Raw genomic sequence first — 23,628 nt, 5'->3', positions numbered from 1 at the left:
GCCTAATCTTGCAGGAGTTCGGGCGCCGACGACCAAGCGACGGCAGGATGATCGGCCGTCGCCGCAAACAAGGCCGACAGGAAATCCCAGGCTGCATGATCATGCACCAGATGATGTGTGAGCACGCCGATCGGCTCGTCGTTGCCGGCAAACCGATCGCGGAGTTCGGCAACCAATTCGGCCACCAGTTCCTCCGCGCTGCGGCCACCGCGCGTGCCGTGCCAGTCGATAATGTCGATATGGGTGTTGAGAAGCGGGATCGGCCCGCCCTCTCTTGCCCGCCCGTACACCGAGAGCGCTGCAAAGCCGAGTTCGGGCAATGCCGGGATCAGCGTGGCGTCGATCCGGTTCCACGGCGGCACCAGCACCGGCACGAAGCGGGCAGGATGGAGCCGCTTCAAGCGCTGCCATCCTGCACGCAACTCGCCGAGCACCACCTCGGCCGGCCGTTCGCCGCCGAGTTCCTGTTTCTTGCGCTCCTGCCCGGCGTGATTGCTGTGCGACCAGCCATGCACAGCGACAGCAACGCCCGCTTCCGCCGCCAGCCGCGCAGCCAAGGCCTCGCCGGTCAGGGCAGGAATAACGGCAAGGGTCAGCGGAATCCCGTTCCCGCCGGTCAGCGCCAACAGCTGCTCCAGATCGGGCGTCGGCTCGACGGCGTCGTCGTCGCGCAGCCAGAGCCGCGCCACGCGGCCGGCGGCACGCCAGCGGTCGAGCTCGCGGCGCAGCGGTTCCCAGCTCATCCCTTCGCTCATCACCTCACTCCTGTTCCTGCGCTGTTGCGCAAAATCTCGTCCAGGGCGCGGGCAGCCGTCGCAAGCGAGCGCTCCTCGAGCACGAAGCGCCGCGCCGCCTGTCCCATCGCGTCGCGTTTTTGCCCGTCGCCAAGCAGGGCCGCGATGGCCCCGGCATAGGCGGCGACATCGCCCTCTGGCGTCAGCAGGCCGGTGACCCCGGCCTCGACCACGGCAGGCACGCCCGCCGTTTGCTGCGCCACGACAGGCAGGCCGGCGGCCTGGGCTTCGAGATAGGCAAGGCCATAGGCCTCGCCGCAGCCGGGCCAGACATAGATGCCCCCACGCGCGAGCAGGCTGGCGATCTCAGCTTCACCTTGCTCGCCCAGCCATTCGATGCGGCCGGCAAAGCCGGCAAACAGTGCCTCCACCTCCCGGCGCATCGGCCCATCGCCGATGACCGCAAGGGTCCATGGCCGGCTTTCGATCAGCCGCAATGCTTTTGCGAGCATCGCGTAACTTTCCATCTTGTCGCCGGCCCGCATCATCGCGACGGTCATCAGCCGGCTGGGATCGGGCGCCGGCCGCACCGCCTCGAACAGCGCCGGGTCGATGAACGGCTTGAGAGCTGCAAGCCGCGCCTGCGGAAAGGCGGCGGAAAGCCCGGCCTGATCACGCTCGGTGAAGCTGATATTGACCGCCGCCTGCATGACCGCCTCGCCCACGCGTTTCTGCCGGGCCGCCCAACCGGTCCGGTCGCGTTTTGCCGCATAGGAGGCCTCGGCCGTGACATAGGGAATGGCGAATTCGACTGAGATCACCGGCCCGAAGGAATCGGGGGATTTGTAGTAAGGGTGGTAGCAGAACCAGAGCTCCGGCCGGGGCTCTTCTTGCCATTTTGCCCGCAGCCGCGCCAATTCGGCTGAGATCGCGGGTTCGAGCGCCGCGGCCGCCTCGGGCGTCGCGGCATGGGTGCGGAATTCGGAGACGACCTCGACCTGATACCCGGCAAGCTGCAATGCCCGGATCAGTAGCCGCGCCATCAGCCGGTCGCCCGAGGGCACCGGATGGTTCGGCGATTTCATCGGCGCATAGAAGGCGACCCGCATGCGCATCCCTCGCATAGACACACTGTTTCCAATCAGTTTCCACGGGCGATCATAGATTATTCGAATCCGTAACCAAATCAGCTAGATGGATGAGGAGGTCGCATTCAGCCCGCCCATGGTTTGCGCCATCGTAGCCGGGGACGAAAAAATCCCTTATTGCTGCCTTCCCGAAAACTTGCGCATAAGCATATGCAATGTGATCGCAATGGAAGCAATTCCGCCTCTTTCCCCCTCTCTATGGGCCTGCGATTGCATCGGCAAGAACGGGAATGAATGACAACGGTCTCGGCCACAGGGATTTTTTCGGAACGCTCGATCAGAAGGGCAAGGCTCGGTTCCGGGCTGGTCATCTTTGTCTTCGTCCTCTTGCATTTATCGAACCATGCGCTCGGACTCGTTTCGATCTCCGCAGCCGATAAGGCTCGCCACCTTTTCCTGGCCCTCTGGCGCAATCCCCTCGGCACCGTCCTGTTCTATGGATCGGTCCTCGTCCATGTGACCCTGGTGCTGCGCGCCATCTACATCAGGCGCAGCCTGGTCATGCCCAAGGGGGAAGCAACCCAGATGGTGCTCGGCCTGCTGATCCCGCTGCTTCTCATCGATCACGTCATCGGCACCCGCATCGCTCATGAACTCTACGGCTATATCGACAACTACGAGACGATCGTCGGCATGTTGTGGCTGCGGACGCCGGCGACGGGCGTGCGCCAGGCACTCGGCCTGATCGCGGTATGGTTCCACGGCTGCATCGGCATCCATTACTGGCTGCGTTATCGCCCCTGGTACGGCGGTTTCGCACCGCTGTTGCTGGCGCTGGCGATCCTCGTGCCGGTGCTGTCGCTGCTCGGCTTCGTCGAAATGGGCCGCACACTCGCCGACCCCGCCTATCAGTTGACCTCGATCGAGCCTTACGCGACCACGGTGAATTCCCACTATGTCTCCGACCCCGCGATTCGCAGCCAAATCGCCATGGTCCGCGCCGGACTCTACGGCGCCTTCTCGGCCTCGCTGATCATCGTCGTTGCCGCCCGCACCCGGCGCAGGCTGAAGGAGCGTCTCGATCAGGTCGCCGTGCACTATCCGGGCGGCGAAGTGATCCGGGTGCCGCGTGGGTTCACGGTGCTGGAGGCGAGCCGGCTCGGCGGCCTGCCGCATTATTCGGTCTGCGGTGGCAAGGGCCAGTGCTCCACCTGCCGGGTGCAGATTCTTGGCGATTACCAGAAGCTGCCGCCGCCCGACAAGCTGGAACAGACGACACTGAAACGCATCAATGCCGGCCCTGATGTCCGCCTCGCCTGCCAGCTTCGGCCGGATGCCGACGTCGCGGTCGCGCCCCTTCTCGTACCAGCCGTCGAGGCGGCTCTTCCCGCCAACAGCCAGGAGACGAGCCCTGGCCGTGAGCGTGAAATCGTCGTGCTCTTCGTCGATATCCGTCATTTCACCACGCTGACGGAAACCCGCCTGCCCTTCGACGTCGTCTTCCTGCTGAACCGCTATTTCGCCATCATCGGCAAGGCGGTGGAGCAGGCGGGCGGCCGGCTCGACAAATTCATCGGCGACGGCGCCATGGCGCTCTTCGGCCTCAACGCCGCGCCGGAGGAGGCCTGCCGCCAAGCGCTCGACGCGGCGGCGGCGATCGTCGCGGGAATCGAGAAACTCGCCGCCGAACTGGCCGAAGAGCTGACGCTGCCGCTGCGGATCGCCATCGGCATCCACACCGGCCCGGCCGTCGTCGGCACGATGGGCTACGGCCGGGTCCGCAGCATGACGGCGATCGGCGATACGGTGAATGTCGCGAGCCGGCTGGAAAGTGCGGCCAAGGAATTCGACGCGGCGATCGTCTTCTCCGAGCCGGTGGCCAGGCTTGCCGGCGCCGATCTTGCCGATGTCGAAAGCCGTGAAATCAGCGTGCGCGGCCGCGCCCTGCCCTTGAAAGTCTATGTCGTTCCGAGAGAGAAAGCGGCAGAACCGCTCGAAGGAAAAGCCTAATGCCCGGCAAGCCGTGGCTCACCGCCAAATATTGGAGCCGCCGCCTGCGCAAGGCGCGCAATAGAGCCGCCTCGCGGCTCTTCGACACCCGTTTCGGCCGTCGCCTGCTGATCGAGAATATCGGCCCGCGCGTCGTCTCGATGACAGTCGATGCCGGTGATCACCTGATGACCTTCTCGCCTTCCGATTATATCGGCCGCAAGGTCTTCCGTAAGGGCCACTTCGAGCGCGACGCCGTCGACCGACTGATCGTCATCCTGCGCGAGCGCGGCCTGCTCAGAAAGGATGCGACGCTGCTCGAGATCGGCGGCAATATCGGCACCCAGACGATCTATTTCGCCTTGAGCGGCACCTACGCCGATATCGTCAGCGTCGAGCCCGATCCGCGCAATTTCCCGCTGCTTGAACTCAACATCCGCCAGAACCGGCTGGAGGAGAAGGTTCGGCTCGTCAATTGCGCCGCCGGGGAGCACGCAGGCGAGATCGACTTTTTTCTCAACCTCAACAATCACGGCAAGAGCAGCGCCATCCGCCAGAGCCCGACCGACCGGAAGATCAGCGTGCCGGTGAAGCCGGTCTCCGAAATCCTCGCCGGCCTCTCGATCGATCCGACCGCAATCGGCCTTGTATGGATGGATATCGAAGGCTACGAGCCGGTCGCCTGCCGCTCGATGCAGCCGCTGCTTGCCCGCCGCGTGCCGCTCCACATGGAGTTCACGCCGCTGTTCTACGGGCGCGAGGGAACGAAGGCGTTCATAGCGATGCTGTCAGGATTTTACGAAGACTGTGTCGTGCTGTTCGAGGATCGCGAGGTGGAGATGAAGGTGCGGGATCTGCCGGGGGAGTTTGAGCAGTATAACGTGCTGTTTTTGCCGTAGGCCTACATCCTGAAAACGGATCGTTGACGCCGTGCTTTTCATTATCGGAGCGACCGATTCCGGCGTCGGCGTTCATCACCAGCGCGTGGCTGACGCAGGGCGCCGACCGCCTTGTTCGCAGGGCTATGACAGCCGCGGAATACTGGCATCCAATCGGGCGCGGCATGCGCCTGCCGGTTAAGAGGTGACGATGCTCAATATTCCGGCCTGCCCTGCGCATTCAGCCCCTTAAACAAGTTTCTTCGCCTCCGTCCGCGTATGCTCATGATACTTGTTCTCCCGCAGCGTCCCAAACAGTTTCAAGCTCTCCAGATGCTCGCGCTGGGCGCGGTAGAAGTCATTGAGGAAAAGCAGCTCCTGGCCGGGCTTCACGGCGTCTTCATACCGGATCCTTCGAGTAATGGTTCGCACGATCTGTGTTATCTCTTTATGGTCTGATGCCTGCGCCAAGCGCGATTACCATCAGGAATCGCGTAAAACTGGGAAATCTCATGGGTTTAAAGCATTCTGTTCTGCTGGTGGGCATGGAGTGTGATGTAGGTCCGACTATCAAACAGGTTGCATCTCACATCAACGCATATTTTCCCGGATAGGCGCTTCGCCATAAAATTATGGCCGTGCGCACGTCGATTACCTTCGCCAACCTCGATATGACGGCGATTCCGCTCGGAGGCGGCGTGCTGAAGGCCGCTCTCGGTAGGGTTTGCGAGGAGGAGCGAGGTGTAGTGAGGAGACTGACGATACTGTCATCGTCATATGACAATCTCGGCCGCCACCAATCGACAGCCAAGATCGCGAAAGCAGACAAGTCTGGAATTGAATAAGGCCGAGCAGAAACGCACCATTGAAGACGCGCAGCGTTGCATCAGAGCCCTTGTTCAATCAAGCATTCGGCCAATTATCTCAATATTGCTGGCGACGCCGTTGCCAAAATGTGAGATTCTAGTGCGTAACCCCGCCGGTGCCGGTAGTGGGTGTGCCGCTCGGAGTAGTCGGCGTGATTGGGGTCGCAGCAGTCGGGGTACTCGCGCTCGGCGATGTGCTTGAACTGCCATTTGCTTCACTTCGCCCAAATGCTGCGTCCGCTGATCCCTTTTGGGATTTTTCCTTCGCCCACTTATCCAGCTCTTCTTGAAATCGCGCGCAACCCTGCAGGAGCGTTGCTGTGCTTAACAGCACTGCCGAAAGCACGACGATATATCGGATCCGCCCGACTTGAATTCGCATGTAATATGGCCCTCAACAAAGATTGGTGCGCGGACTTTGCTGGATGCGTCGCGCCCGTGAGATTTCAACCAATTGCTGCCCGGATGTCCCCGTTCTCAGCGAATACGTGATATTCGGATGGGCAACTGAGGTCGTCGCTATCAGGCAATTGTTTGTGCAATATTTGAGAATTGAAAAAACCAGTGTCGTAACTGGCCGGAGCGAGCGGCCGGCGCCGCGGACTCTCAGAGCGCTTTTACAGATCTTCTGATTTGGCCGTTGATGATCTAGACGGCGGCCACAGAGCCGATGCTGCGAAGCACAAAATCAGGAATGACTCGTTTGCCGTACAATCGCGACACATGAGCAATCATGTTGCGCATCACATTTGCGCGACCCTGTCTCAGGGTGATGTGGCGCGCGGAAGTGAAGTAGAGATATTCGATCGCCCCGGCAGCGTGATCTGGACCAAGTGCCGCAAGTGCGTGCTCCGACGCTTCCGGCAATTTCTGATCCGGCGCAGCGACCATCCAGCCGATCATCAGCCGGATCTGGGGTGGGCAATCCGAACCGAGATCAGCCATGTCGGTGGCCCGCGCTGCCGAAGCCGCGCTGTGGCCCGCACCCAGCAGTGCGATACACTTAAGAACTCTCATATGGCGGTGAAACTCCGAACCCGGTTCGGCCACTCTGATGCCTTGATCGAAGATTCCGACAGCTTCATCAAAACGCCCGCGCGCATATCGCAACTGCCCGAGAATGGGCAGACCGGCAGTGGAATCCAGGGCGCGGGTGAGGGCGCGCTCGACAATTTCCTCGGCGAGGTCAAGATGGCCCCGGTTGATGAAGTAGAGAAGCTTGGCAGCCCCCAGCATCAGCAGAGGCTTGTCCTCGATTTCAGGCAGGCACTCCAGGACGGTTGCTTCGATCTCGCTCTCGATGCGATCGCGTTCTTCCAGGCTCATGCCGCCATCGAACGGACTGGTCAGGACAAGGCGTGCGAAGAGATGCAAACCCCATTGAATCGCGGCGTCGGCATTGAGAGGGGCCTGCGAGCGGCCTTCGGCAAGCCGTTCGCCGCTTGCCAGCCATTTCGAATTCGAGGTCGACAGCAGATTTGAGGCGCTTCGGAGCCGGGCTTCAGGCGTCTCATCCAAAAGTATGCCGAGCCCGTTCGAGGCCTCTTCGAGGGCCTGTTGCAAGGCATCGACAACGCTTTTGGATACGCGAGTCGCCTCATTCACGAATGAGATATTATCCGTGACATCGAGATGCAGACGAAATGCTTTCACGATGCGCTTCGACGGCATTTCCTGCAGAGTGGCCGCACAGTTGAGGCGGTCGGTGTCGGCGTGAAAACTCACCTGCAGAAAATAGCGCGACTTATCGTAGGCAGAGAGAAGATTTCTGTCGGCAACAGCGACCTTGCGACTTCCGCCGATACCGACAGCAATCAAGTCGCGCAGCTTGTTCATCAAGGACAGGCCCTGTTGACCCAGAGGACGTTTCTGAAGCTCGAAGCTCGAGCCGATAATCAGGAATGCATCGATCGGACCGGGCCGAGATGGGGTGGCAATCCAGACATAACCCTCGCCGTATTGGGTCGCAATGTAGGTGGGTGATTTTGCATTATCACCCAGCTTCAACCGCAACCTGTTGACCAGAAAATCGATATTGCGATCGGAAGAATCGGAGCCCGGTTGAGCGATTTCATCCAGCAGACGGCCGCGCGTCATAAGACGTTGCGGATTGCTGGTGAAAGCGAGCAGCAGGGCGCGCTCGTTTTTGGTGAACTGGAGTGTCTGCCCGTTGCGATGGGCAAACATGCAAGCTTCGTCGATTGTCAGATCTCCAAAATGGAGACTTTTTGCCTTGCCTGTATCCGCAAATGAAATCATCTCAATTCCAACCGCCTGACGGGCGATCGCCGCAACTCGGGCACTGCACCAAACCTAAAGTGCAAGGCTTATAAGACGAGCCTGCGCAAAACAATATACGTCGTTTGACAGAAGAAATTGACGTTCGCAACCTCTCGATGAGAAGCGCTTTATCGTCCTCACCAGATCACGGTTATTGCCGGATTCCATCCTGCAGGCAGCGGTTCGGGCCGGCGGATCGTCATGTCTTCCAACTCGAGATCCGTCACATTTTGTGCAAAAACGCCCGGCAATCCCCCCGGATAGTCGAAGAGCCCGACGATCTTCCCGTCCTGTCCGCGCACCCAGGCGTTGCCGCGCCCCTGCGCCCCCTTCGGCGGCGCCAGATCAGCATTTGTCGGTCGCAGGTCGTACTGCTTGGCGGTGCCAAGCGGCCCTTCGTCCATCTTGATATCGATACCATGTAGAACGACACCGTCGATACCGCCGGGTTCCTCCGCAAAGAGATTGATGGCGCCGTGACTTCGCCCCGAGACGTTCTCGACCAGTACCCTTCGGATCGCTCCTGCGGGACGCTCCGGGCAAGGCTACGAGCCGGTCGCCTGCCGCTCGATGCAGCCGCTGCTTTCCCGCCGCGTGCCGCTCCACATGGAGTTCACGCCGCTGTTCTACGGGCGCGAGGGAACGAAGGCGTTCATAGCGATGCTGTCAGGATTTTACGAAGACTGTGTCGTGCTGTTCGAGGATCGCGAGGTGGAGATGAAGGTGCGGGACCTGCCTGACGAGTTCGATCAGTACAATGTGCTGTTTTTGCCGTAGGCTTACGCCCTGAAGCGGACCATTGGCGCCCGTGCCCGTGCACCCCTGCGGGCCACTCGCTGGGGAGAAGAGCGAGCAAGCCGCACCGGCATGCCTGCACGAAACACGCCTACTAAAGGGACCCCGCCCAAGCTGGCGATGACGAACCGGCGTTCTCCCTTCTTCTCCCCAGCGGGCAGAAGGTGGCCCGCAGGGTCGGATGAGGGGGGCATCAGGGCACGCCTTTCATTTCGGGGCGGCGTATTCCGGCGTCGGCGTCCGTGAATTTCCGCGGTCAATTGGCTGCAGCTCAAAACCACGACTCTTTCACGTTTCGATCGGTAGACCCTCAAACGAGTTTCTTCGCCTCCGTCCGCGTATGCTCATGATACTTGTTCTCCCGCAGCGTTCCAAAAAGCTTTAAGCTCTCCAGATGCTCGCGCTGAGCGCGGTAGAAGTCATTGAGGAACGGGAGCTCCTGGCCCGGCCTCACAATGTCTTCATACCGGATCTTTCGAGTAATGGTTCGCACGATCTGTATGATCTCTTTATGGTCTGATGCCTTGATCGAGTCGCGGAGCACGTCCTCCAGCGTCTGCAGCTCATATTTGCCGTAGACATCGAGATGTTCCGGCTGGAAATCGAAGGCCGGCTGCGACGAGGCGGCTGCGGGTGCGGACAAAGCAAGGTCCGCGAGCAGCACGGAGCGCGGCGTGTCGACGACCAGCGTGCCGGCAATGATATCGCCGAGCCGTTGCCGGCGTCGGTTTGCCAACGGAACGACCACCACCACCAGAAGCCAGAGGCCCGCCAGGCCGTTCTCCCAAGCTCCCTGGGTTTCCATGCGCGCCAGTAGGCCCATCGGGCCGAAGATCTCGACCTCCTTCATGAGGTTGCGTGCGGTCACCTGGTGCGGGGTGAGCCGCCGCCCGTCCATGTTGACGACGCGGATACCGGTAATTCTTTTCCCGAGCGTGCGGCCGTTCCAGATGAGCTCGGACAGGATGTAATAAGGGGTGCGCAAGAGAAAGCCGAGCAAGGCGGCGAGCATCAGATCGGCGCTCACCGGCAGAAACCCCGTGAAGATGATAACGGCCGCGCAAATGAAGATGATGAGCGCCGTAAAGAGGATGTCGAGGAATTGCGCGCCGAAGCGGCTCGCCAGCGAGGCGATCGCGAAATTGATCGGCACTCCTTCGGGCGGGATGAACTGTTCGGTGCGCCTGCCGTCCGTCACTGGCCGATTCATCGCTTCGGCCCCCGCGAAATCTTGCTTTCGCGTCCGCTGAACAGCAGCCAGCTCACCCAGAAGACACCCATACCCCAGCCGATGCCGAGGCGCCATATCGGCTCCTGGATCGTCTGGCGAAGAACCCCTTCGATGAAGGCTGCCACGATAAGCATCAGAGCCGCGAGGATCGCGAGTTTGACGGCATCATGCGCCTGGTGGCGCAGGGCCTCCCTGCGCGTTCGCATACCCGGAATGAGAACGGCAAGGCCGAGCCTTGCACCGCCCGCACAGGCAATGGCGATTGCTGCAAGCTCGGTCACCCCGTGAATCGAGAGCCAGGCGAAGATGTCGTAGCCCAGCCCCTTGCGAGAAAACATCGCAAAAAACGCGCCCAGCGTCAGGCCATTGTAAAAGGTCAGGATGAAGCTCGGCACCGACATGAAAACGCCGAGCGCAAAAATGAAGACGACGATGGTGGTGTTGTGGGAAAAGAGAAATGCGGAAAACGCCGCGAGCCTGTCGCTCGCATGCCGTTCATCGCCGTAAAGCGTCGAGCGGAGAAAATCGACCGATGCTGCCGGGGTGCGCTGATCGGCCATGTCGGGCGGCACGAAGGTATAGAACCAGCTCGGGTCGTGGGTGAAGAGCCTGTATCCGGCGGCCGCCCCGAGGATGAGAGCCAGGAAGCCGATGAACAGGGGCAATGCCGATCGGCGCACCGCCTGAGGAATGCCCTGGACCAGCAGGCGGGTAATCAGCCCCCCGAGACTTTCCTGCGGCGCATAGACGACCAGATAGGCTCGGGCGCAGAGGCTCTCCAGATAGGCGACGAGGGCGCGATCGAGGGAAATGTCACGCGCGACGCTCAGCGAGTTCATCGCCTGCCTGTACCCGGCGGCGAGGTTGCGGACATCGTCATAACCGAGCGTCGCTGCGCCACCCTTCTCCGCCCGCGTCACGAGCTCGTCCAGCTGGCGCCAGTGCGCCTCGCGCTCCATGCGAAAGCGCGCCGAGCGCAGCAAATCGGTCTGGATGGCGCCGACGTTTACCGACGCGCCCGTCTCTGTCCTGCTGTCGATCCCAAGATCCATCATATCATCTCGCGGGATTTGATTTCGATGTAGCGCGCAATGAGATCCGAAGTCAGCGCCTCCGGCGTGCTGTCGAGGCAGAGGACGCCGAGACGCGCCAGCTTTTCCATGACAGTGCGCCTCTCCTGAACGATCTGACGCGCTGCCACGGAGCGGGCGACCGCGTCCAAGCTGATTTCCTCCGGTTCCGTCAGCTTTGCGAGCATCGGATCGCGCAAGGCGACATAGACGATGAAATGATGCCGGGCGAGGACCTGGATGTTCTCGATCATCAGCTCCGCCGTGATGCTGTCGACGAAATCGGAGAATATCACGACCAACGAACGTCGCTTCAGCCGTCCCGACAAATGCGTCAGTCCGAGCGTATGATTGCTCTCCTGGGTCTCATATCGTAGCTCGGCGCATTTCGTCTGAAGCCGCGGAAAGGCCGCTCTTCCGGGCAAGGCAGGCACGAACAGCCGCGGGCGGCTATCGAAGCTGTAGAAGCCCACGAGATCGCCGGCGAGCCCGGCCCCCCAGCACATCGCCAAGGCGGCGTTGATGGCGCGGTCCAGCTTGGTGAAACCGCCGAGCTGCTCGGCCATCAGCCGCCCGGAATCGATGCACAGGATGATCTGATGGTTTCGTTCGGCCCGCATCTCGCGCACGACGAGATTGCGCATCCGGGCGGATCGCTTCCAGTCGATGCTGCGGGGGTCCATGCCGCTGGCAAACTCGCGCAGCTGATGGAATTCCGATCCTTCGCCGCGCAGCCGCAAATCCTTCTGGCCGCCTTCCAGCGGCAGGATCTGGGTCCTTATCGCTCCCGACAGGACCGGCGATATGTCAGGCAGGACGGCGATCTCCTTTTCCACCGGCATCTGCGCGATAATGTCCAGCAGCCTCAGCCGCGATGGCCATTTCAGCCACAGCACATGGATCGCATACCGCCCCCGTCGCGTCAGACGAAGATTCACAGTGGCTCTGACATGGCTTTCTCCGGCGACGGACGCAGCACGCGCCAATCTGCCTTCGCCGACGGCAAGCTCGGGAGCACAATCGATCCGAATCTCGACATTGTCGGGCACCGCGTCCTTCTGCGGCCGGATCGCCACCGCAAATACAGCGGTGTGACCGACAAAACCTTGCAGCGGCAGATCGAATTCCACCGTCATCCGGCCCGATGAGGCCGACATCGCCAGATCGCCTGCCGTCAATGCCGCAAGCGCGACCCACAGCATCAGCAGCGGATAACCCATATCGCGCCACCAAACGCTGACGAAGACCGTCACCGCGGCCAAAATCAGAACGAGCGCGATCAGGTAACGGGATGGCCGCATTAACGAGGCGCATCCACGCGGTTCATGATGCTGCGCAGCACCTCGTCGGGGGTACGGCCATCGATTTCGGCCGAAGGCGAAAGAACGATGCGATGGCGAAGCGCGGGCACCAGCAACGCCTGGATATCGTCCGGCAAGCCGTAATCCCGGCCTTCGAAGGCCGCCCGCACTCTGACCGCCGAGGCAAGGGCGTCGGCAGCGCGCGTGGATGCGCCGTAGAGAATATCGGGATCGGAGCGCGTGGCGCGCACCAGATCGACGACATAGGTCAGGGTCGTCTCATCCAGATGGATGGCGTCGATCAGCGCCCGCCCCTCGGCAAGCGCTGCGCTGGTGACAAGCGGACGGATGCCGGCATTGCGCATATCCGATTTCAGCGCCTGCCTGGCGTGTTTGGAAAGGATGGCGATTTCGGTGTTGCGGTCGGGGAAATCGACGACGAGCTTGAACAGGAAGCGGTCGAGCTGTGCTTCGGGCAAGGGATAGGTGCCCTGCTGCTCGATCGGATTCTGCGTGGCAAGCACAAAGAAATCCGACCCCAGCAAATAATCGGTCCCATCGATCGTCACCATCCGCTCGTTCATCGCCTGCAGCAGGGCGGATTGCGTCTTCGGCGGAGCGCGATTGATCTCGTCGGCCAGAAGGATGTCGGTAAAGACGGGTCCCTTGGTCAGGTGGAATTGATTGGTCTGGAAGTTGAAGAGATTGACGCCGAGCACATCACCCGGCATCAGGTCGGGCGTGAACTGGATACGGCGATAATCCAGCGCCATGGCCGCGGAAACCGAGCGGGCCAGCAGGGTTTTGGCCGTGCCGGGCGGCCCTTCGACAAGGCAGTGCCCGCCGGCAAAAATCGAAATCAGAACGAGATCGATGATCGCGTCCTGTCCTTGCACCACCTTGCCTATTTCCCCACGAACCGTAGCGATAAGATCGCGAAACTCACCTAGATCCAAACTCAAAGCTCCCTAGCAATTTTCTGAATGTCTCGAGATTGCGATGCAGATCCGAGCGCGTCATGATATGTCCGCGTTCGATCAGCGCCTCGGCTGCGGCGTGCAAGGCCTGTGCGGCTGCCTTGTCTTGACGCGCCAGGCGTTGGAACAATCGTGCGATGCCTGCCTGATTGCCGGCGCCGGAGCCGAAGAGCAATTGCGCCTTATCGGCGAGCAGATGCAGCACGAACTGTCCCGTCATCCGGCCGTCATTGCCCGAAAGCCGCAAGAGCCGCGCCGTGGCTTCGATCGCGGCGGTCTTGGACAATTCGATATTTCCGGAGACCCCACGCAAAGGCGGCCCGAAGCGATAGGCGCCGCGCCAGAAGCAGATCGCCGCCACAACCAGCACGGTTCCCCAGATGGCCGATAAGGGATAGGCGAAAAAGCGCTTCAGATCGGTGGTGGAGCGCTCATAGGATTGCCCCTCGTCGACCGTTGCCTTGCTATCGAGAGGTTCGCCCGATGTATCCAGATAGATTGGCCGCGACTCGCCGGCGGCGCGGAGAGACTGGACCAGTGAGACGGCAAAGGCGGCGTTATCGGCCAACGCCAGTCCGTGGTTATTCAGCAGATCGGGATCCGACAGCAGATAGACGGTGGGATCGGCCGCGCAGTGCAGAAGCAGCACACCCGATGGCGTACCCACGACCTCCCCGCAGCCGCTCGGCAGGCTCGACCGCTCGAAGGTTTGCGCCCGATAGAGGGCAATCTTGATCGGCTGGCCCGGTTGCAGCTGCGGCTGCGCTTCCTCAAAACTTGTCTCACTGCGGGCGAAGCCAAAATCCGAGTAGCCGATCTTGTCGAGTTCATTGCTGATATCGGCGAGATCAATCAGCCCCGATTTGCCGGCAACACCTTCCGTCGATACGCTGCCGCGCCATTTCGGCAAAACGATCAGCGTCGGCAGGGCGTATCGGTCTGCCTCCACAACGGGGTTTTCCGGGTCCAGATCTTCCGTTTCATCGTGTGACCGAGGTGTGACAGCCTCGCCTTGGCGTATCGACAGGTGAACGATGCGCAGCGAGATTTTGGAACGCGCCTGGACAAGATGAGGGTCGGAACGGACGACCGGGATACCCTTGGTCTGCAGCCACAATTCCAGCCCCTTGTTGCCAAGAGGCGAACGGTCGTAATCGCTGCCCCGCGACACCGCAAAGACCGCCAGTGCAGCCAGCGCGAGCACCAGCCCCAGGATTAAAACGGGGGCGGATTTACGCATGGGCCACTCTGACTGCTGCAAGCAGATCGCGCCCGGTCGCAAGAAGAACCCCGAAATGGTTCTCCGCAACGGTGCGGCCACCGTAATGAACGAGTTCCACCGCCGTCAGGAAGCTGGCAAGCCGCTCGCGGCCGGGCATGGTTTTCGGCAAGCGGGCAAAGACGGCACGTTCCGTATCGGCGCGGGAAAGCCGCGTATCCGTGATGTCGGCGGCGTGGAGCAGACAATGCCTGAGCAGCAGGACAAGCGCCTGCCTTCGATCGGCCATGGCCGCAATCCGCTGCAGGAAATCGCTTGGCTTTTCCTCAACCTCGTCGGCGCCGGTCCGCCAACTTTCCGGCGCCTCCTGGCGCTGCTTGATGTCGCTCGGAGCAGACGACAGCAGGACGCCGCCGTTTCCGAAACGCATCCACAAGCCGATTGCCGCTGCCAAGCCGACGAGCACGACGGCAATGGCCAGAGGGCCGCCGCTGATCACCGGCTCCCGCGAGAAAGATGACGGCGCGCGTCGCAGCGGCGGCTTGTCTTGAGACGACGTCGTACCCGACGCCGCTTTGGCCTGATCGGACGCATCGCCGTAGACGAGCGTGCAGCGCAGGTCATTCAGCAGGCACTGCGAGGCATATTCCGTACCGACGGCGCTGATCGGCTGATGACTATCGGCGGGCTGGCTGCCGCTGTCCTGCGCCCAGACGGGCGGAAATGAAACCGAGGCGGCGAGGAAAAGGGCCGCCAGCAGGCCGGCGTTGCGGATGGTCATGCTCTAGGCAAAGACCTCTGCTCGCGCTTCGGGACGCAGCGGATCCGGCCCGAACTTGTTTGGACCTTCCGTGCCCTTCCTCGCGGAAAGAACCGCAACTGCGATGCCCGTAGCCCGACCGATAAAGGGAACAGTGCCCGCCAAAATAATAATTGCGAGGTACCACCAACCGGACATGTTGCAATCATGAAAGCGGCGAACCTGAAGGGAGAGGATCGGCAAAGCCAATGCAAGCCCCAACAATCCGCCGATGGCCCCGAAAATAAAGATCACCGGCGAAGATTCATTCTGATTAACGGAAAAAGCGCCGCTCAAGGCGGCCAGAATTACAAGTATGATCGCTATAAGCATATAGAATAGCTGAAACCACCAATACTCCGAGCGGGAGGCCCTTCCAGAGAAAGTTGCATATTTCTTCGTTAGAACTGTTCGAACAGCTTCAGTAAACCCCATATTAACCCCTCAATCCTGCTTACTGCAGCACAGCGAACCTTACATCGCCTTGCCACAATAGTCACTTCTATGAAAACAGCTACAATTCAAACGCAGAAATTGCAATAAGCCCATTTCTTGAAGGGCGTTATGCAGGCGGAAAACTGAGCCGTAGGCAGCAGCAGAGCTGAGGGCAGGCCGGAGTGCGGGTGGCCACGCGCTAGGCAAAGACCTCAGCTCGCGCCTCGGGGCGCAACGGATCAGGTCCGAACCTGTTGGGCCCCTCGGTGCCGGGAAGCACACTGATCACGAGGACTGCGATACCCGCAATGAAACCAACGTAGGGAACGAAACCACAGACAAACAGTGCGAGATACCACCAGCCGGAAATGTTGCGATCATGAAAGCGACGAACCTGAACGGCCACCTGTGGCAAAAACATTGCGAGCCAAATCAATCCGCCGATGAATAAGAGAAGGGCGACTGGGGGTGGAACGCCGTCTCGAAGATCGGAAAAGCTGGCTGTCACAAGACAAGCGAGCCCGATTGCGAACAGCACTAGAAAATAGAATAAGGCAAACCACCAATATTCCGAGCGCGAGGCCCTGCCGGAGAAAGTTGCATATTTCTGCACCAGCGCCATTCCGGCAGCCTCAGCAAACCCCACTTTAACGCCCCATTCTTGCTTGCCGCAAATCTGTTGATGTCTCGCCAGCGTCTGAACGAAGATCATTCCGCCGCAAAGTGACTACGATTTAAACGCAAAAATTGCAATATGACCGGGTTGGCGCAGCCTTAGAAACTGCGCTTGTACTTTTACCACCCAGTGATCCCGCGCAGCTGGGCCTCGGGTCTCTAACCCACTGGTGTGAACTCGACCGGTATTGCTGACTGCGCCTGCGTTAAGCCGCGGGCTGCACGATAAGCGACTGATGGCAGTGCACGCCAGCGAGGACACCCGAGGCGGAGGCGAGCGTGCCGCTGTGCATGGAGCTTGCGGCATCGCCGGCGGCGAAGACGCCCTTGACGCTGGTCTCCTTGTTTTCGCCGGCGCGGATGACCGGCCCGAAGGCACCGTCGTCGAAGGCGCAGCCGAGCTGTTCGGCGATGGGGCTCGCCATCGCCGTCTTCGGCGCGACGAATATGGCGTCGAGCGGAACGATACGGCCATCGGCGAGACGCACCGCCTGGAGTTTCGGGCTATCGCCCAACAGCTCCACGATCGGGCTGCGCTCGATGCGTACCCCACGGGCAGTCAGCCGTGCCAGCTGCTCTTCATCGGGCTCGAACAGTGCCTGGGTGAAGAAGGTGGTCGCGCCCCAGTCCGGGATCATCATGGCGGCATGGGCCGAATGCGGATGGTTTGCAAGGACACCGAGTTCGCCGCCGCTTACCTCATAGCCGTGGCAATAGGGGCAGTGCAGCACCGACCGGCCCCAGCGGTCGCCAAGGCCGGGGATGTCGGGCAGCGTGTCGCTGACGCCGGTTGCGAGAATGAGGCGGGCAGCGCGTTCTTCACCGCCGCCTTCGACGGTGACGACGAATTCCTCGCCCTCCTTCTGGGCGCGGATAACTTTGGCGTCGCGCAGCGTTATGTTCGGATAAAGCGAAAGCTGCCTCTTCCCCTCACCCATGATCGCCGCCGGCGCTTGACCGTCCTGTCCGAGAAAACCGTGCGAAGCCTGCGAAAATCGGTTTCGCGGCGCGCCCGCGTCGACGAGCAGAACCCGCCGCCGCGCGCGGGTGAGCTGCATGGCTGCCGACAGGCCGGCAAAATTGCCGCCGATGACGATGACTTCGTAGGACATGCGCTGACTCCTTCGATATTGGCTCATGAATCATCATAAGTTACATGAAACGGAGCAGTCAAGACTCATGTCACTTGTCTTGTTACAAACTGGCTGCGATAATGGCGCGCTCGGTCGACAGGATAGAACCATGCGCAACGACAGCCGCCTTTCCCGCATGCTGCACGTGCTGATCCACATGGATCGGCATCAGGATGCGGCGACCTCCGAAATGATTGCAAAGATGCTGAACACCAATCCCGTCGTCGTCCGCCGCACCATGGCGGGGCTTCGCCAACAGGGCTATGTGCGTTCGGAAAAGGGCCACGGCGGCGGCTGGACGCTGGTGCGGCCTTTGTCAGAGATCACCCTGCTCGACGTCTACAACGCGCTTGGCGAACCGCACGTCTTTGCCATCGGCCCCGCCGACGATCAGCCCAAATGTCTGGTCGAACAGGCGGTGAATAACGCGCTGGCCGATGCGATGAAGGAGGCGGAGGCGCTGCTTTTGAGGCGGCTAGGCAGCGTGACGCTGGAGGAAATTGCGGCTGAATTCGAAGCAAAACTGACGGCGCGCTCAGCTGCGGCTTATTCCTGTGCCTCGTGAGCGGACGCTCCTAGGACTCAGCCGTCACGCCCCCTCACCGTCCACGAGGCGGTATCGCGATCGGGGTGCTGGTTGTTGCTCGCCCTGATCGCCGCGGCCCAGTCGGCGCCGTTGGTTTCGGTTGCACCGGTATTTTCTATGTCCGTGATCGTCTCGAACCATGCCACCATGTTCTCGGTGCAGGTATTGGCAAGCGGCGCGAAGGGATGAGGATTGTCCAGCGAACCGATCATCAGGTTGGTGCGACCGTTTTCCAGGTGGTGGAAGAACAATGGCGTGCCGCAATTGGCGCAGAAGCCGCGCTCGACAAGCTCCGAGCTCTTCCAGACACTCGGCTTGCCGCGTGTCCAGCTGAGCGCATCGTCGGGCGCGGCGACGAGCGCGGCAAAGATGTTGCCCGAGGCCTTCTGGCACATGCGGCAATGGCAGAGATGCGAGTTGTCGAACATGGCGGTGGCGTGGTAGCGCACGGCACCGCACTGGCAGCCGCCACTCACTTCCGTCTCGATGCGTTTCATTTTCTCCTCCTTCAAGAGGCGGGTGGGGCTTACTCTCCCCTCACACCCGCCGATACAGAAAATACCGTCCTTCCTTGATCCCTTCCGGCAGCGGCAGTGCGGTGAGCTCCGGATGCTCCAGCGGCAGACCGCTGACCGCGATCCCGTTCGGAGCGAGCACGCCGGCCATCAGCTGCGGCAGCCAGGTCAGCGTCACGGCGTCAATCTCGTCATGGCCGGTGCCGATATCGGCATGGGCAAGGGCTGCGCCGATGCCGAGGAAGGCTTGGCCGGAGTCGCGGATGTTGCCGGTCACCATATCTTGCGGCTCTGGGGTCGAGGCCGAATAGGAGCGGACCTCCCAGTCAAAAGCGATGATGCGGCGGTCGGGGAATTTTTCGCGCAGATGATCATAGGTGCGGCCGTTGCCGAGGCCGAACTCCAGCACCGGACCTTCGATGTCCTCGACCAAATCGGCGATTGCGTTCAGAATGTCGCGTTGGGCCGTCAACCGGCGAATGAAGCTGTCGAGGCGGCTCATCGAAATCCGTATCCGTGATGAAAATCGTGAGCGCGTGCTAACACATGAAACCTTGCCAAGTCGATTGCCGTAAATGGGAATTGGCGTTGCAGCAGCGATATGTGTCTGTGCTAAGGTCGATGACATGACAACTGAGACCGACGAAGAATTCTTTGCGAACGTGCCGCTCTTCAGCGCCTTCGAGGGCGTGACCGATGCCGACAATTACCGGCCGCTGCCGGAGGGATGGGTGCTGGCGCTTGCCGATATCGTCGGCTCGACACAGGCGATTGCCGGCGGCCGCTACAAGGACGTCAATATGGCCGGCGCCAGCGTCATTTCGGCGGTGCTGAATGCCGTCGGCAAGGGCGACTATCCCTTCGTCTTCGGTGGCGACGGCGCGCTGATCGCGCTTCCGGGTTCGCTGGAGAAGGCGGCGCGCGATGCGCTCGCCGCCGTGCAGGTCTGGGTCGAGGAGGATCTCGGCCTGATGCTGCGCATCGCCATCGTGCCGGTCGCCGATACCCGCGCCGAGGGCCTCGACGTCCGTGTCGCGCGCTATTCCGCAAGCCCGCACGTCACCTATGCGATGTTCTGGGGCGGCGGCACGAGCTGGGCGGAACGACAGATGAAGCTCGGCCGCTACGGCATCGAGCGCGCCGCTCTGGGCACGCGGCCGGATCTCACCGGCCTTTCCTGCCGCTGGAGCCCGATCGAGGCCGAGAACGGCGAGATCGTCTCGATCATCGCCGTGCCCGGCGAAGGCCGGCCGGGCGAAGAATTCCGCGATCTCGTCAACGGCATCGTCGCCATCACCGCCGAGCAGAACCGCGGCAGCCATCCGGTGCCGGCCGACGGCCCGAAATTCGCCTTTTCACTGAAGGGTATCAATCGCGAGGCCAAGGCGATTGCGCCGGCCGGCCGGCGTCTGTGGCAGAAGCTCTTCATCTTGCTGCAGCTCGCCATCGTCGTTGTCTGCTACAAGCTCGGCGTTCCGCTCGGACGCTTTGATGCCCGCCGCTATAAGGGCGACGTCGCCGGCAATTCCGATTTCCGCAAGTTCGACGACGGACTGAAGATGACGGTCGACGTCGACGCCGCCCGCTTGAAACGGATCGAGACGCTGCTGGAAGAAGCGCGGGCGAGAGGCATTGCCCGCTACGGCCTGCATCGCCAGTCCTCGGCGCTGATGACCTGCTTCGTGCCGACGCCGATCTCGCGCGACCACATGCATTTCATCGATGGCGCATCAGGCGGTTATGCCGTCGCCGCCAGCCGGATGACGGGCAAATCGCTTTCGGCCGTTTCCGTCACGCCTTGATGACGTGAGAGGCCGAGAGGCCGAGGCGGTCGAAGACGTTGCGCGTATCGACGATCAGCGCCGCAGTTTTGGCGAGCATCGTATAATCGATCCTGTCATGGTCGGTCGCGACCAGCACAGCATCGTAGCCGGCCACCGCCTCCGGAGTCAGCGTCACCGACTTGCGGCCCTTCAGGGCCTGGTGTTCGCGCGTCGGCGGGATCTCGGCGACGAAGGGATCGTGGTAATCGGCCCGCCCGCCTCGCTCCTCGATGATCTCGATCAGCCGCAGCGACGGGCTCTCTCTTATATCGGCAACGTTCTTCTTATAGGCGAGCCCCAGCACCAGCACCCGGCTGCGGCTCAGCGCCTTGCCGGCGCGCATGTCGAGCGCTTCGGCCAGTTTGCCGACGACATAACGCGGCATCGCCGAATTGATCTCGCCGGCAAGCTCGATGAAGCGGGTCGGCAACTCGTATTCGCGCGATTTCCAGGTGAGGTAGAAGGGATCGATCGGGATGCAATGGCCCCCGAGGCCGGGGCCGGGATAGAAGGGCATATAGCCGAACGGCTTGGTCTTGGCCGCGTCGATCACTTCCCAGACGTCGATGCCCATCGCCGCGTAGACGGTCTTCAGCTCGTTGACGAGGGCGATGTTGACCGAGCGGAAGATGTTTTCGGTGAGCTTGACGGCCTCGGCCGTCGCATTCGAGGAGACAGGAACGACGGTCGAAACGGCAGCGCCGTAGAAGGTCTTCATCAGAGCCAAGGCCTCGGGCCCGTCGCCGGCGACGACCTTCGGGATGGTCGCGGTGTGATAATGCTGGTTGCCGGGATCCTCGCGTTCCGGCGAGAAGCCGACAAAGAAATCGGCGCCGGATTTCAGGCCGGAGCCTTCGAGGATGACCTTGACGATATCGTCTGTGGTGCCGGGATAGGTGGTCGATTCCAGCGCGACGAGCTGGCCGGAGCGCAGATGTTCTGCGATCGAGCGCGAGGTCGCCTCGACGAAGGAAAGGTCGGGGTCACGATGTTTGGTGAGCGGCGTCGGCACGCAGATGATGATCACGTCGCACTCGCCAAGGCCTGCGAAATCCGTGGTCGCCCGGAACCGCCCCGCCTCGATCTCGGCGGCGAGCGCCTCGTTGCTGACGGCGTCGATATAGGAACGGCGGGCCTCGAGCGCCACCATCTTTGAGGGATCGATGTCGAAGCCGGTGACCGCAAAACCGCTGCGCGCGACCGCAATCGCCAGCGGCAGGCCGACATAACCGAGCCCGATGATGCCGGCACGCGCCGCGCGGGTTTCGATCTTCTGCAAAAGCGTGTCGAAGGTGGAGGTGGCCAAGGTGGGCTCTTTCAATTGGCGAATTCAGGAAGCTGATCTAATGCATGATGGCGGGGAATTAAACCCGGGGCTTCTTCCCCGGCGGCAATGCCGTCTGGTTGGAGCCAATGAGGGGCCGGCCTCACCAATCTCTTAGGCCAGATGAATCCCTTTAGCCGGGTGTGGCGAAAATGCCCCGGCGGCGGCCTTTGCTGCAACTTCGGCGCACAAAAGCGTCCGCCTCCCATTGTTTCGCATCTGCAGCATCCCTATCTGAGTTTGATATTGAACCATCGAGAAAGGACTTCCCGTCCGGTCCCCGCTCGGGGAACTCAGGGGCGCTGCTGCCGGGCTTTCGGCGGATCGTTGACAAATATTACCGCTCGTACATCCTGATTTTCTTGTGACCTGCGCATGAAAATGCGTCGGCCGAGGGACTTTTGGCTCTTAGGGATGGCTTGCCTTATGAGGATCATACCGCGAATGAGCACGATCGAATCCAGCGTGTCCTCCATCCTGTTGGACCGGGTCGCCGAATGGCTGACGCATTCCTCGCTGGCAGGCGACGACCTTGAAAACATCGTGCGCGGCTTCTGCGAAAGGCTTGCTTCCGCCGGCCTGCCGATTGCGCGCGTGCACCTGACCTTTTCGATGCTGCATCCGCTCTACGATGCGCTGAGCTTCACCTGGCGGCGCGCCAGCGGCGTCACCATCGAGGGTTTCCGCATGCCGGCCGGGCAGAAGCCGGACCGCTTCCTGCAGAGCCCTTATTATTACCTGCTCGACAACAACCTGCAGCACATCCGCCGGCGGCTGATGCAGGAAGGGCCGGCCGAATTCCCGATTTTCGAGGACCTGCGCAAGGACAGGATGACCGATTATCTCGCCTTCGTGCAGCCCTTCGGCGACGATTCGGTGCAGGGCATGATGGGCTCCTGGTCGACCGATCACCATGACGGTTTTACCGACGACATGATCGACGCGCTGCTCCGGATGCAGAACCATCTGGCAGTCGCCGCCAAGATGGCGGTGCTCGGCAAGCTCGCCAACAACATGCTGACCACCTATCTCGGCGGCGACGCCGGCAAGCGGGTGTTGAACGGCCAGATCCGCCGCGGCGATGGCGAAACGATCCGTGCGGCCCTCGTCATGGGCGACATGCGCGAATCCACCATGTATGCCGAAAAGGAAGGGCGCCAGGCCTATATCGATACGCTCAACCAGTTCTTCGACGCGATCGCCGCCCCCTTCAACCGCAATGGCGGCGAGATTCTGAGCTTCCTCGGCGACGGCTTCCTCGCCGTCTATCCCTGCGGGCGTCACAAGGATCCGTCCAAAATCGCCTGCGAGGCTGCACTTTCGGCCGTCTATCAGGCACAGGCGCGGGTGGCCGAACTCAACCGCGACCGCGAGGAAAAGGGTCTGGCCAGGATCGGTTACGGCATCGGCCTGCATGTCGGCAACGTCATGTTCGGCAATGTCGGCCTCAAGGACCGGCTGACCTTCTCCGCCTTCGGATCGGCGGTCAACGAGGTGCAGCGTCTGCAAATCCTGACCAAGAAATACGGCCGCGAGGTCGTCGCCAGCCAGGCCTTCGCCGGTTATTGCGGTGGCGAATGGACGACCCTCGGAGAGGAGAAGCTGCGCGGCATCCGCCAGAAGGTGACGGTGCTCCAGCCACGCGCCCCGGCCCCGGAGATCCATGTCGACGAACATTTCCGCGAGGCCGTGCAGAACGGACTTTCCGAAGCCGAGCAGGTCATTCTGCTGCACCGGGATGCGAAGAAACAGGTCAAGCGCACCAGCATGGAGAAGTTCATCCAGTAAAACGCCAGGTCGGCACCGATAAAATTGCGTGTTTCGTCCGCACCACCACGGCGAAAGGCGGCAATATCCCCTTGATTGTCATCAGCTAGACACCCCGTTTGCGGTACGATAGTGTGCCCTAA

Annotated in this window: 21 protein-coding genes and 2 pseudogenes; 6 read left to right on the top strand and 17 right to left on the bottom strand. The window is 61.4% G+C overall.

The window, feature by feature from the left end:
- Positions 1-2 precede the first annotated feature (2 nt).
- Positions 3-755 (bottom strand): polysaccharide deacetylase family protein, encoded by a 753-nt coding sequence (locus Tal182_RS26980; protein WP_085861454.1) that lies wholly within the window; start codon positions 753-755, stop codon positions 3-5.
- Positions 755-1,843, bottom strand: coding sequence for a glycosyltransferase family 4 protein (locus Tal182_RS26975; RefSeq protein ID WP_085861744.1), 1,089 nt, complete (start codon positions 1,841-1,843; stop codon positions 755-757). The genes Tal182_RS26980 and Tal182_RS26975 overlap by 1 nt, the downstream gene beginning before the upstream one ends.
- A gap of 273 nt (positions 1,844-2,116) precedes the next feature.
- Between Tal182_RS26975 and Tal182_RS26970 the strand changes: the two genes are divergently transcribed.
- Positions 2,117-3,832 carry an adenylate/guanylate cyclase domain-containing protein gene (locus Tal182_RS26970; protein ID WP_085861453.1) on the top strand — a complete coding sequence of 572 codons (1,716 nt, stop codon included), beginning with the start codon at positions 2,117-2,119 and terminating at the stop codon, positions 3,830-3,832.
- Entirely contained in the window at positions 3,832-4,710 is an 879-nt protein-coding gene (locus tag Tal182_RS26965) for an FkbM family methyltransferase (protein ID WP_085861452.1), read from the top strand. The genes Tal182_RS26970 and Tal182_RS26965 overlap by 1 nt, the downstream gene beginning before the upstream one ends.
- A gap of 228 nt (positions 4,711-4,938) precedes the next feature.
- Here the strand turns inward: Tal182_RS26965 and Tal182_RS31570 are convergent.
- The 3 genes and pseudogenes from Tal182_RS31570 to Tal182_RS26950 all read right to left on the bottom strand — a co-directional run.
- Positions 4,939-5,148 (bottom strand): annotated as a pseudogene (locus tag Tal182_RS31570) (RDD family protein); the annotation flags it as partial.
- 1,055 nt (positions 5,149-6,203) lie between these two features.
- The gene (locus tag Tal182_RS26955; protein WP_085861450.1) at positions 6,204-7,814 is read right to left on the bottom strand and encodes a winged helix-turn-helix domain-containing protein; all 1,611 of its coding nucleotides are present in this window, start codon (positions 7,812-7,814) and stop codon (positions 6,204-6,206) included.
- A 158-nt stretch (positions 7,815-7,972) separates the two neighbouring features.
- Positions 7,973-8,239 carry a hypothetical protein gene (locus Tal182_RS26950; protein ID WP_085861449.1) on the bottom strand — a complete coding sequence of 89 codons (267 nt, stop codon included), beginning with the start codon at positions 8,237-8,239 and terminating at the stop codon, positions 7,973-7,975.
- Positions 8,240-8,375: 136 nt separating this feature from the next.
- On the opposite strand from Tal182_RS26950, the pseudogene Tal182_RS26945 reads away from it, so the two are divergent.
- Positions 8,376-8,612, top strand: a pseudogene (locus tag Tal182_RS26945) (FkbM family methyltransferase); the annotation flags it as partial.
- Positions 8,613-8,940: 328 nt separating this feature from the next.
- Here the strand turns inward: Tal182_RS26945 and Tal182_RS26940 are convergent.
- From Tal182_RS26940 to Tal182_RS26900, 9 genes are all read right to left on the bottom strand, one after another.
- Complete coding sequence (locus tag Tal182_RS26940) at positions 8,941-9,840, bottom strand: RDD family protein (protein ID WP_085861447.1); 900 nt, start codon at positions 9,838-9,840, stop codon at positions 8,941-8,943.
- Positions 9,837-10,913, bottom strand: a complete 1,077-nt coding sequence (locus Tal182_RS26935) for a stage II sporulation protein M (RefSeq protein ID WP_085861446.1) — start codon at positions 10,911-10,913, stop codon at positions 9,837-9,839. The genes Tal182_RS26940 and Tal182_RS26935 overlap by 4 nt, the downstream gene beginning before the upstream one ends.
- Entirely contained in the window at positions 10,913-12,232 is a 1,320-nt protein-coding gene (locus tag Tal182_RS26930) for a DUF58 domain-containing protein (RefSeq protein WP_085861445.1), read from the bottom strand. Before Tal182_RS26930 ends, Tal182_RS26935 begins: the two co-directional genes overlap by 1 nt.
- Positions 12,232-13,188, bottom strand: a complete 957-nt coding sequence (locus tag Tal182_RS26925) for a MoxR family ATPase (RefSeq protein ID WP_064808107.1) — start codon at positions 13,186-13,188, stop codon at positions 12,232-12,234. The genes Tal182_RS26930 and Tal182_RS26925 overlap by 1 nt, the downstream gene beginning before the upstream one ends.
- The gene (locus tag Tal182_RS26920) at positions 13,175-14,449 is read right to left on the bottom strand and encodes a hypothetical protein (RefSeq protein ID WP_085861444.1); all 1,275 of its coding nucleotides are present in this window, start codon (positions 14,447-14,449) and stop codon (positions 13,175-13,177) included. The genes Tal182_RS26925 and Tal182_RS26920 overlap by 14 nt, the downstream gene beginning before the upstream one ends.
- The gene (locus Tal182_RS26915) at positions 14,442-15,209 is read right to left on the bottom strand and encodes a hypothetical protein (RefSeq protein ID WP_085861443.1); all 768 of its coding nucleotides are present in this window, start codon (positions 15,207-15,209) and stop codon (positions 14,442-14,444) included. Before Tal182_RS26915 ends, Tal182_RS26920 begins: the two co-directional genes overlap by 8 nt.
- Before the next feature lie 3 nt (positions 15,210-15,212).
- Complete coding sequence (locus Tal182_RS26910; RefSeq protein WP_085861442.1) at positions 15,213-15,662, bottom strand: DUF805 domain-containing protein; 450 nt, start codon at positions 15,660-15,662, stop codon at positions 15,213-15,215.
- Between the two features lie 199 nt (positions 15,663-15,861).
- A complete protein-coding gene (locus tag Tal182_RS26905; RefSeq protein WP_085861743.1) occupies positions 15,862-16,308 on the bottom strand; it encodes a DUF805 domain-containing protein in 447 nt (148 codons plus the stop codon).
- 235 nt (positions 16,309-16,543) lie between these two features.
- Positions 16,544-17,449 carry an NAD(P)/FAD-dependent oxidoreductase gene (locus tag Tal182_RS26900; RefSeq protein WP_085861441.1) on the bottom strand — a complete coding sequence of 302 codons (906 nt, stop codon included), beginning with the start codon at positions 17,447-17,449 and terminating at the stop codon, positions 16,544-16,546.
- Positions 17,450-17,579: 130 nt separating this feature from the next.
- On the opposite strand from Tal182_RS26900, the gene Tal182_RS26895 reads away from it, so the two are divergent.
- On the top strand, positions 17,580-18,035 hold the full coding sequence (locus tag Tal182_RS26895; RefSeq protein ID WP_064808096.1) for an Rrf2 family transcriptional regulator: 456 nt from the start codon (positions 17,580-17,582) through the stop codon (positions 18,033-18,035).
- Between the two features lie 17 nt (positions 18,036-18,052).
- Here Tal182_RS26895 and Tal182_RS26890 read toward each other — a convergent pair whose 3' ends face one another.
- Positions 18,053-18,553 carry a GFA family protein gene (locus Tal182_RS26890; protein WP_064808094.1) on the bottom strand — a complete coding sequence of 167 codons (501 nt, stop codon included), beginning with the start codon at positions 18,551-18,553 and terminating at the stop codon, positions 18,053-18,055.
- A gap of 40 nt (positions 18,554-18,593) precedes the next feature.
- Complete coding sequence (locus Tal182_RS26885; RefSeq protein ID WP_064808092.1) at positions 18,594-19,073, bottom strand: class I SAM-dependent methyltransferase; 480 nt, start codon at positions 19,071-19,073, stop codon at positions 18,594-18,596.
- Positions 19,074-19,197: 124 nt separating this feature from the next.
- Between Tal182_RS26885 and Tal182_RS26880 the strand changes: the two genes are divergently transcribed.
- Complete coding sequence (locus tag Tal182_RS26880) at positions 19,198-20,373, top strand: DUF3095 domain-containing protein (protein ID WP_085861742.1); 1,176 nt, start codon at positions 19,198-19,200, stop codon at positions 20,371-20,373.
- Here the strand turns inward: Tal182_RS26880 and Tal182_RS26875 are convergent.
- On the bottom strand, positions 20,363-21,700 hold the full coding sequence (locus Tal182_RS26875) for a nucleotide sugar dehydrogenase (RefSeq protein WP_085861440.1): 1,338 nt from the start codon (positions 21,698-21,700) through the stop codon (positions 20,363-20,365). The genes Tal182_RS26880 and Tal182_RS26875 overlap by 11 nt on opposite strands.
- A gap of 462 nt (positions 21,701-22,162) precedes the next feature.
- Here Tal182_RS26875 and Tal182_RS26870 point away from each other — a divergent pair, with 462 nt between their 5' ends.
- Positions 22,163-23,506, top strand: coding sequence for an adenylate/guanylate cyclase domain-containing protein (locus tag Tal182_RS26870; RefSeq protein ID WP_064808086.1), 1,344 nt, complete (start codon positions 22,163-22,165; stop codon positions 23,504-23,506).
- Positions 23,507-23,628: the final 122 nt, after the last annotated feature.

The sequence above is a fragment of the Rhizobium sp. TAL182 genome (assembly GCF_002117725.1).
Taxonomy (GTDB): Bacteria; Pseudomonadota; Alphaproteobacteria; order Rhizobiales; family Rhizobiaceae; genus Rhizobium; species Rhizobium esperanzae.
Note: the sequence above shows the minus strand (reverse complement) of the source record. Positions and strands in the feature narration are given on the sequence as shown.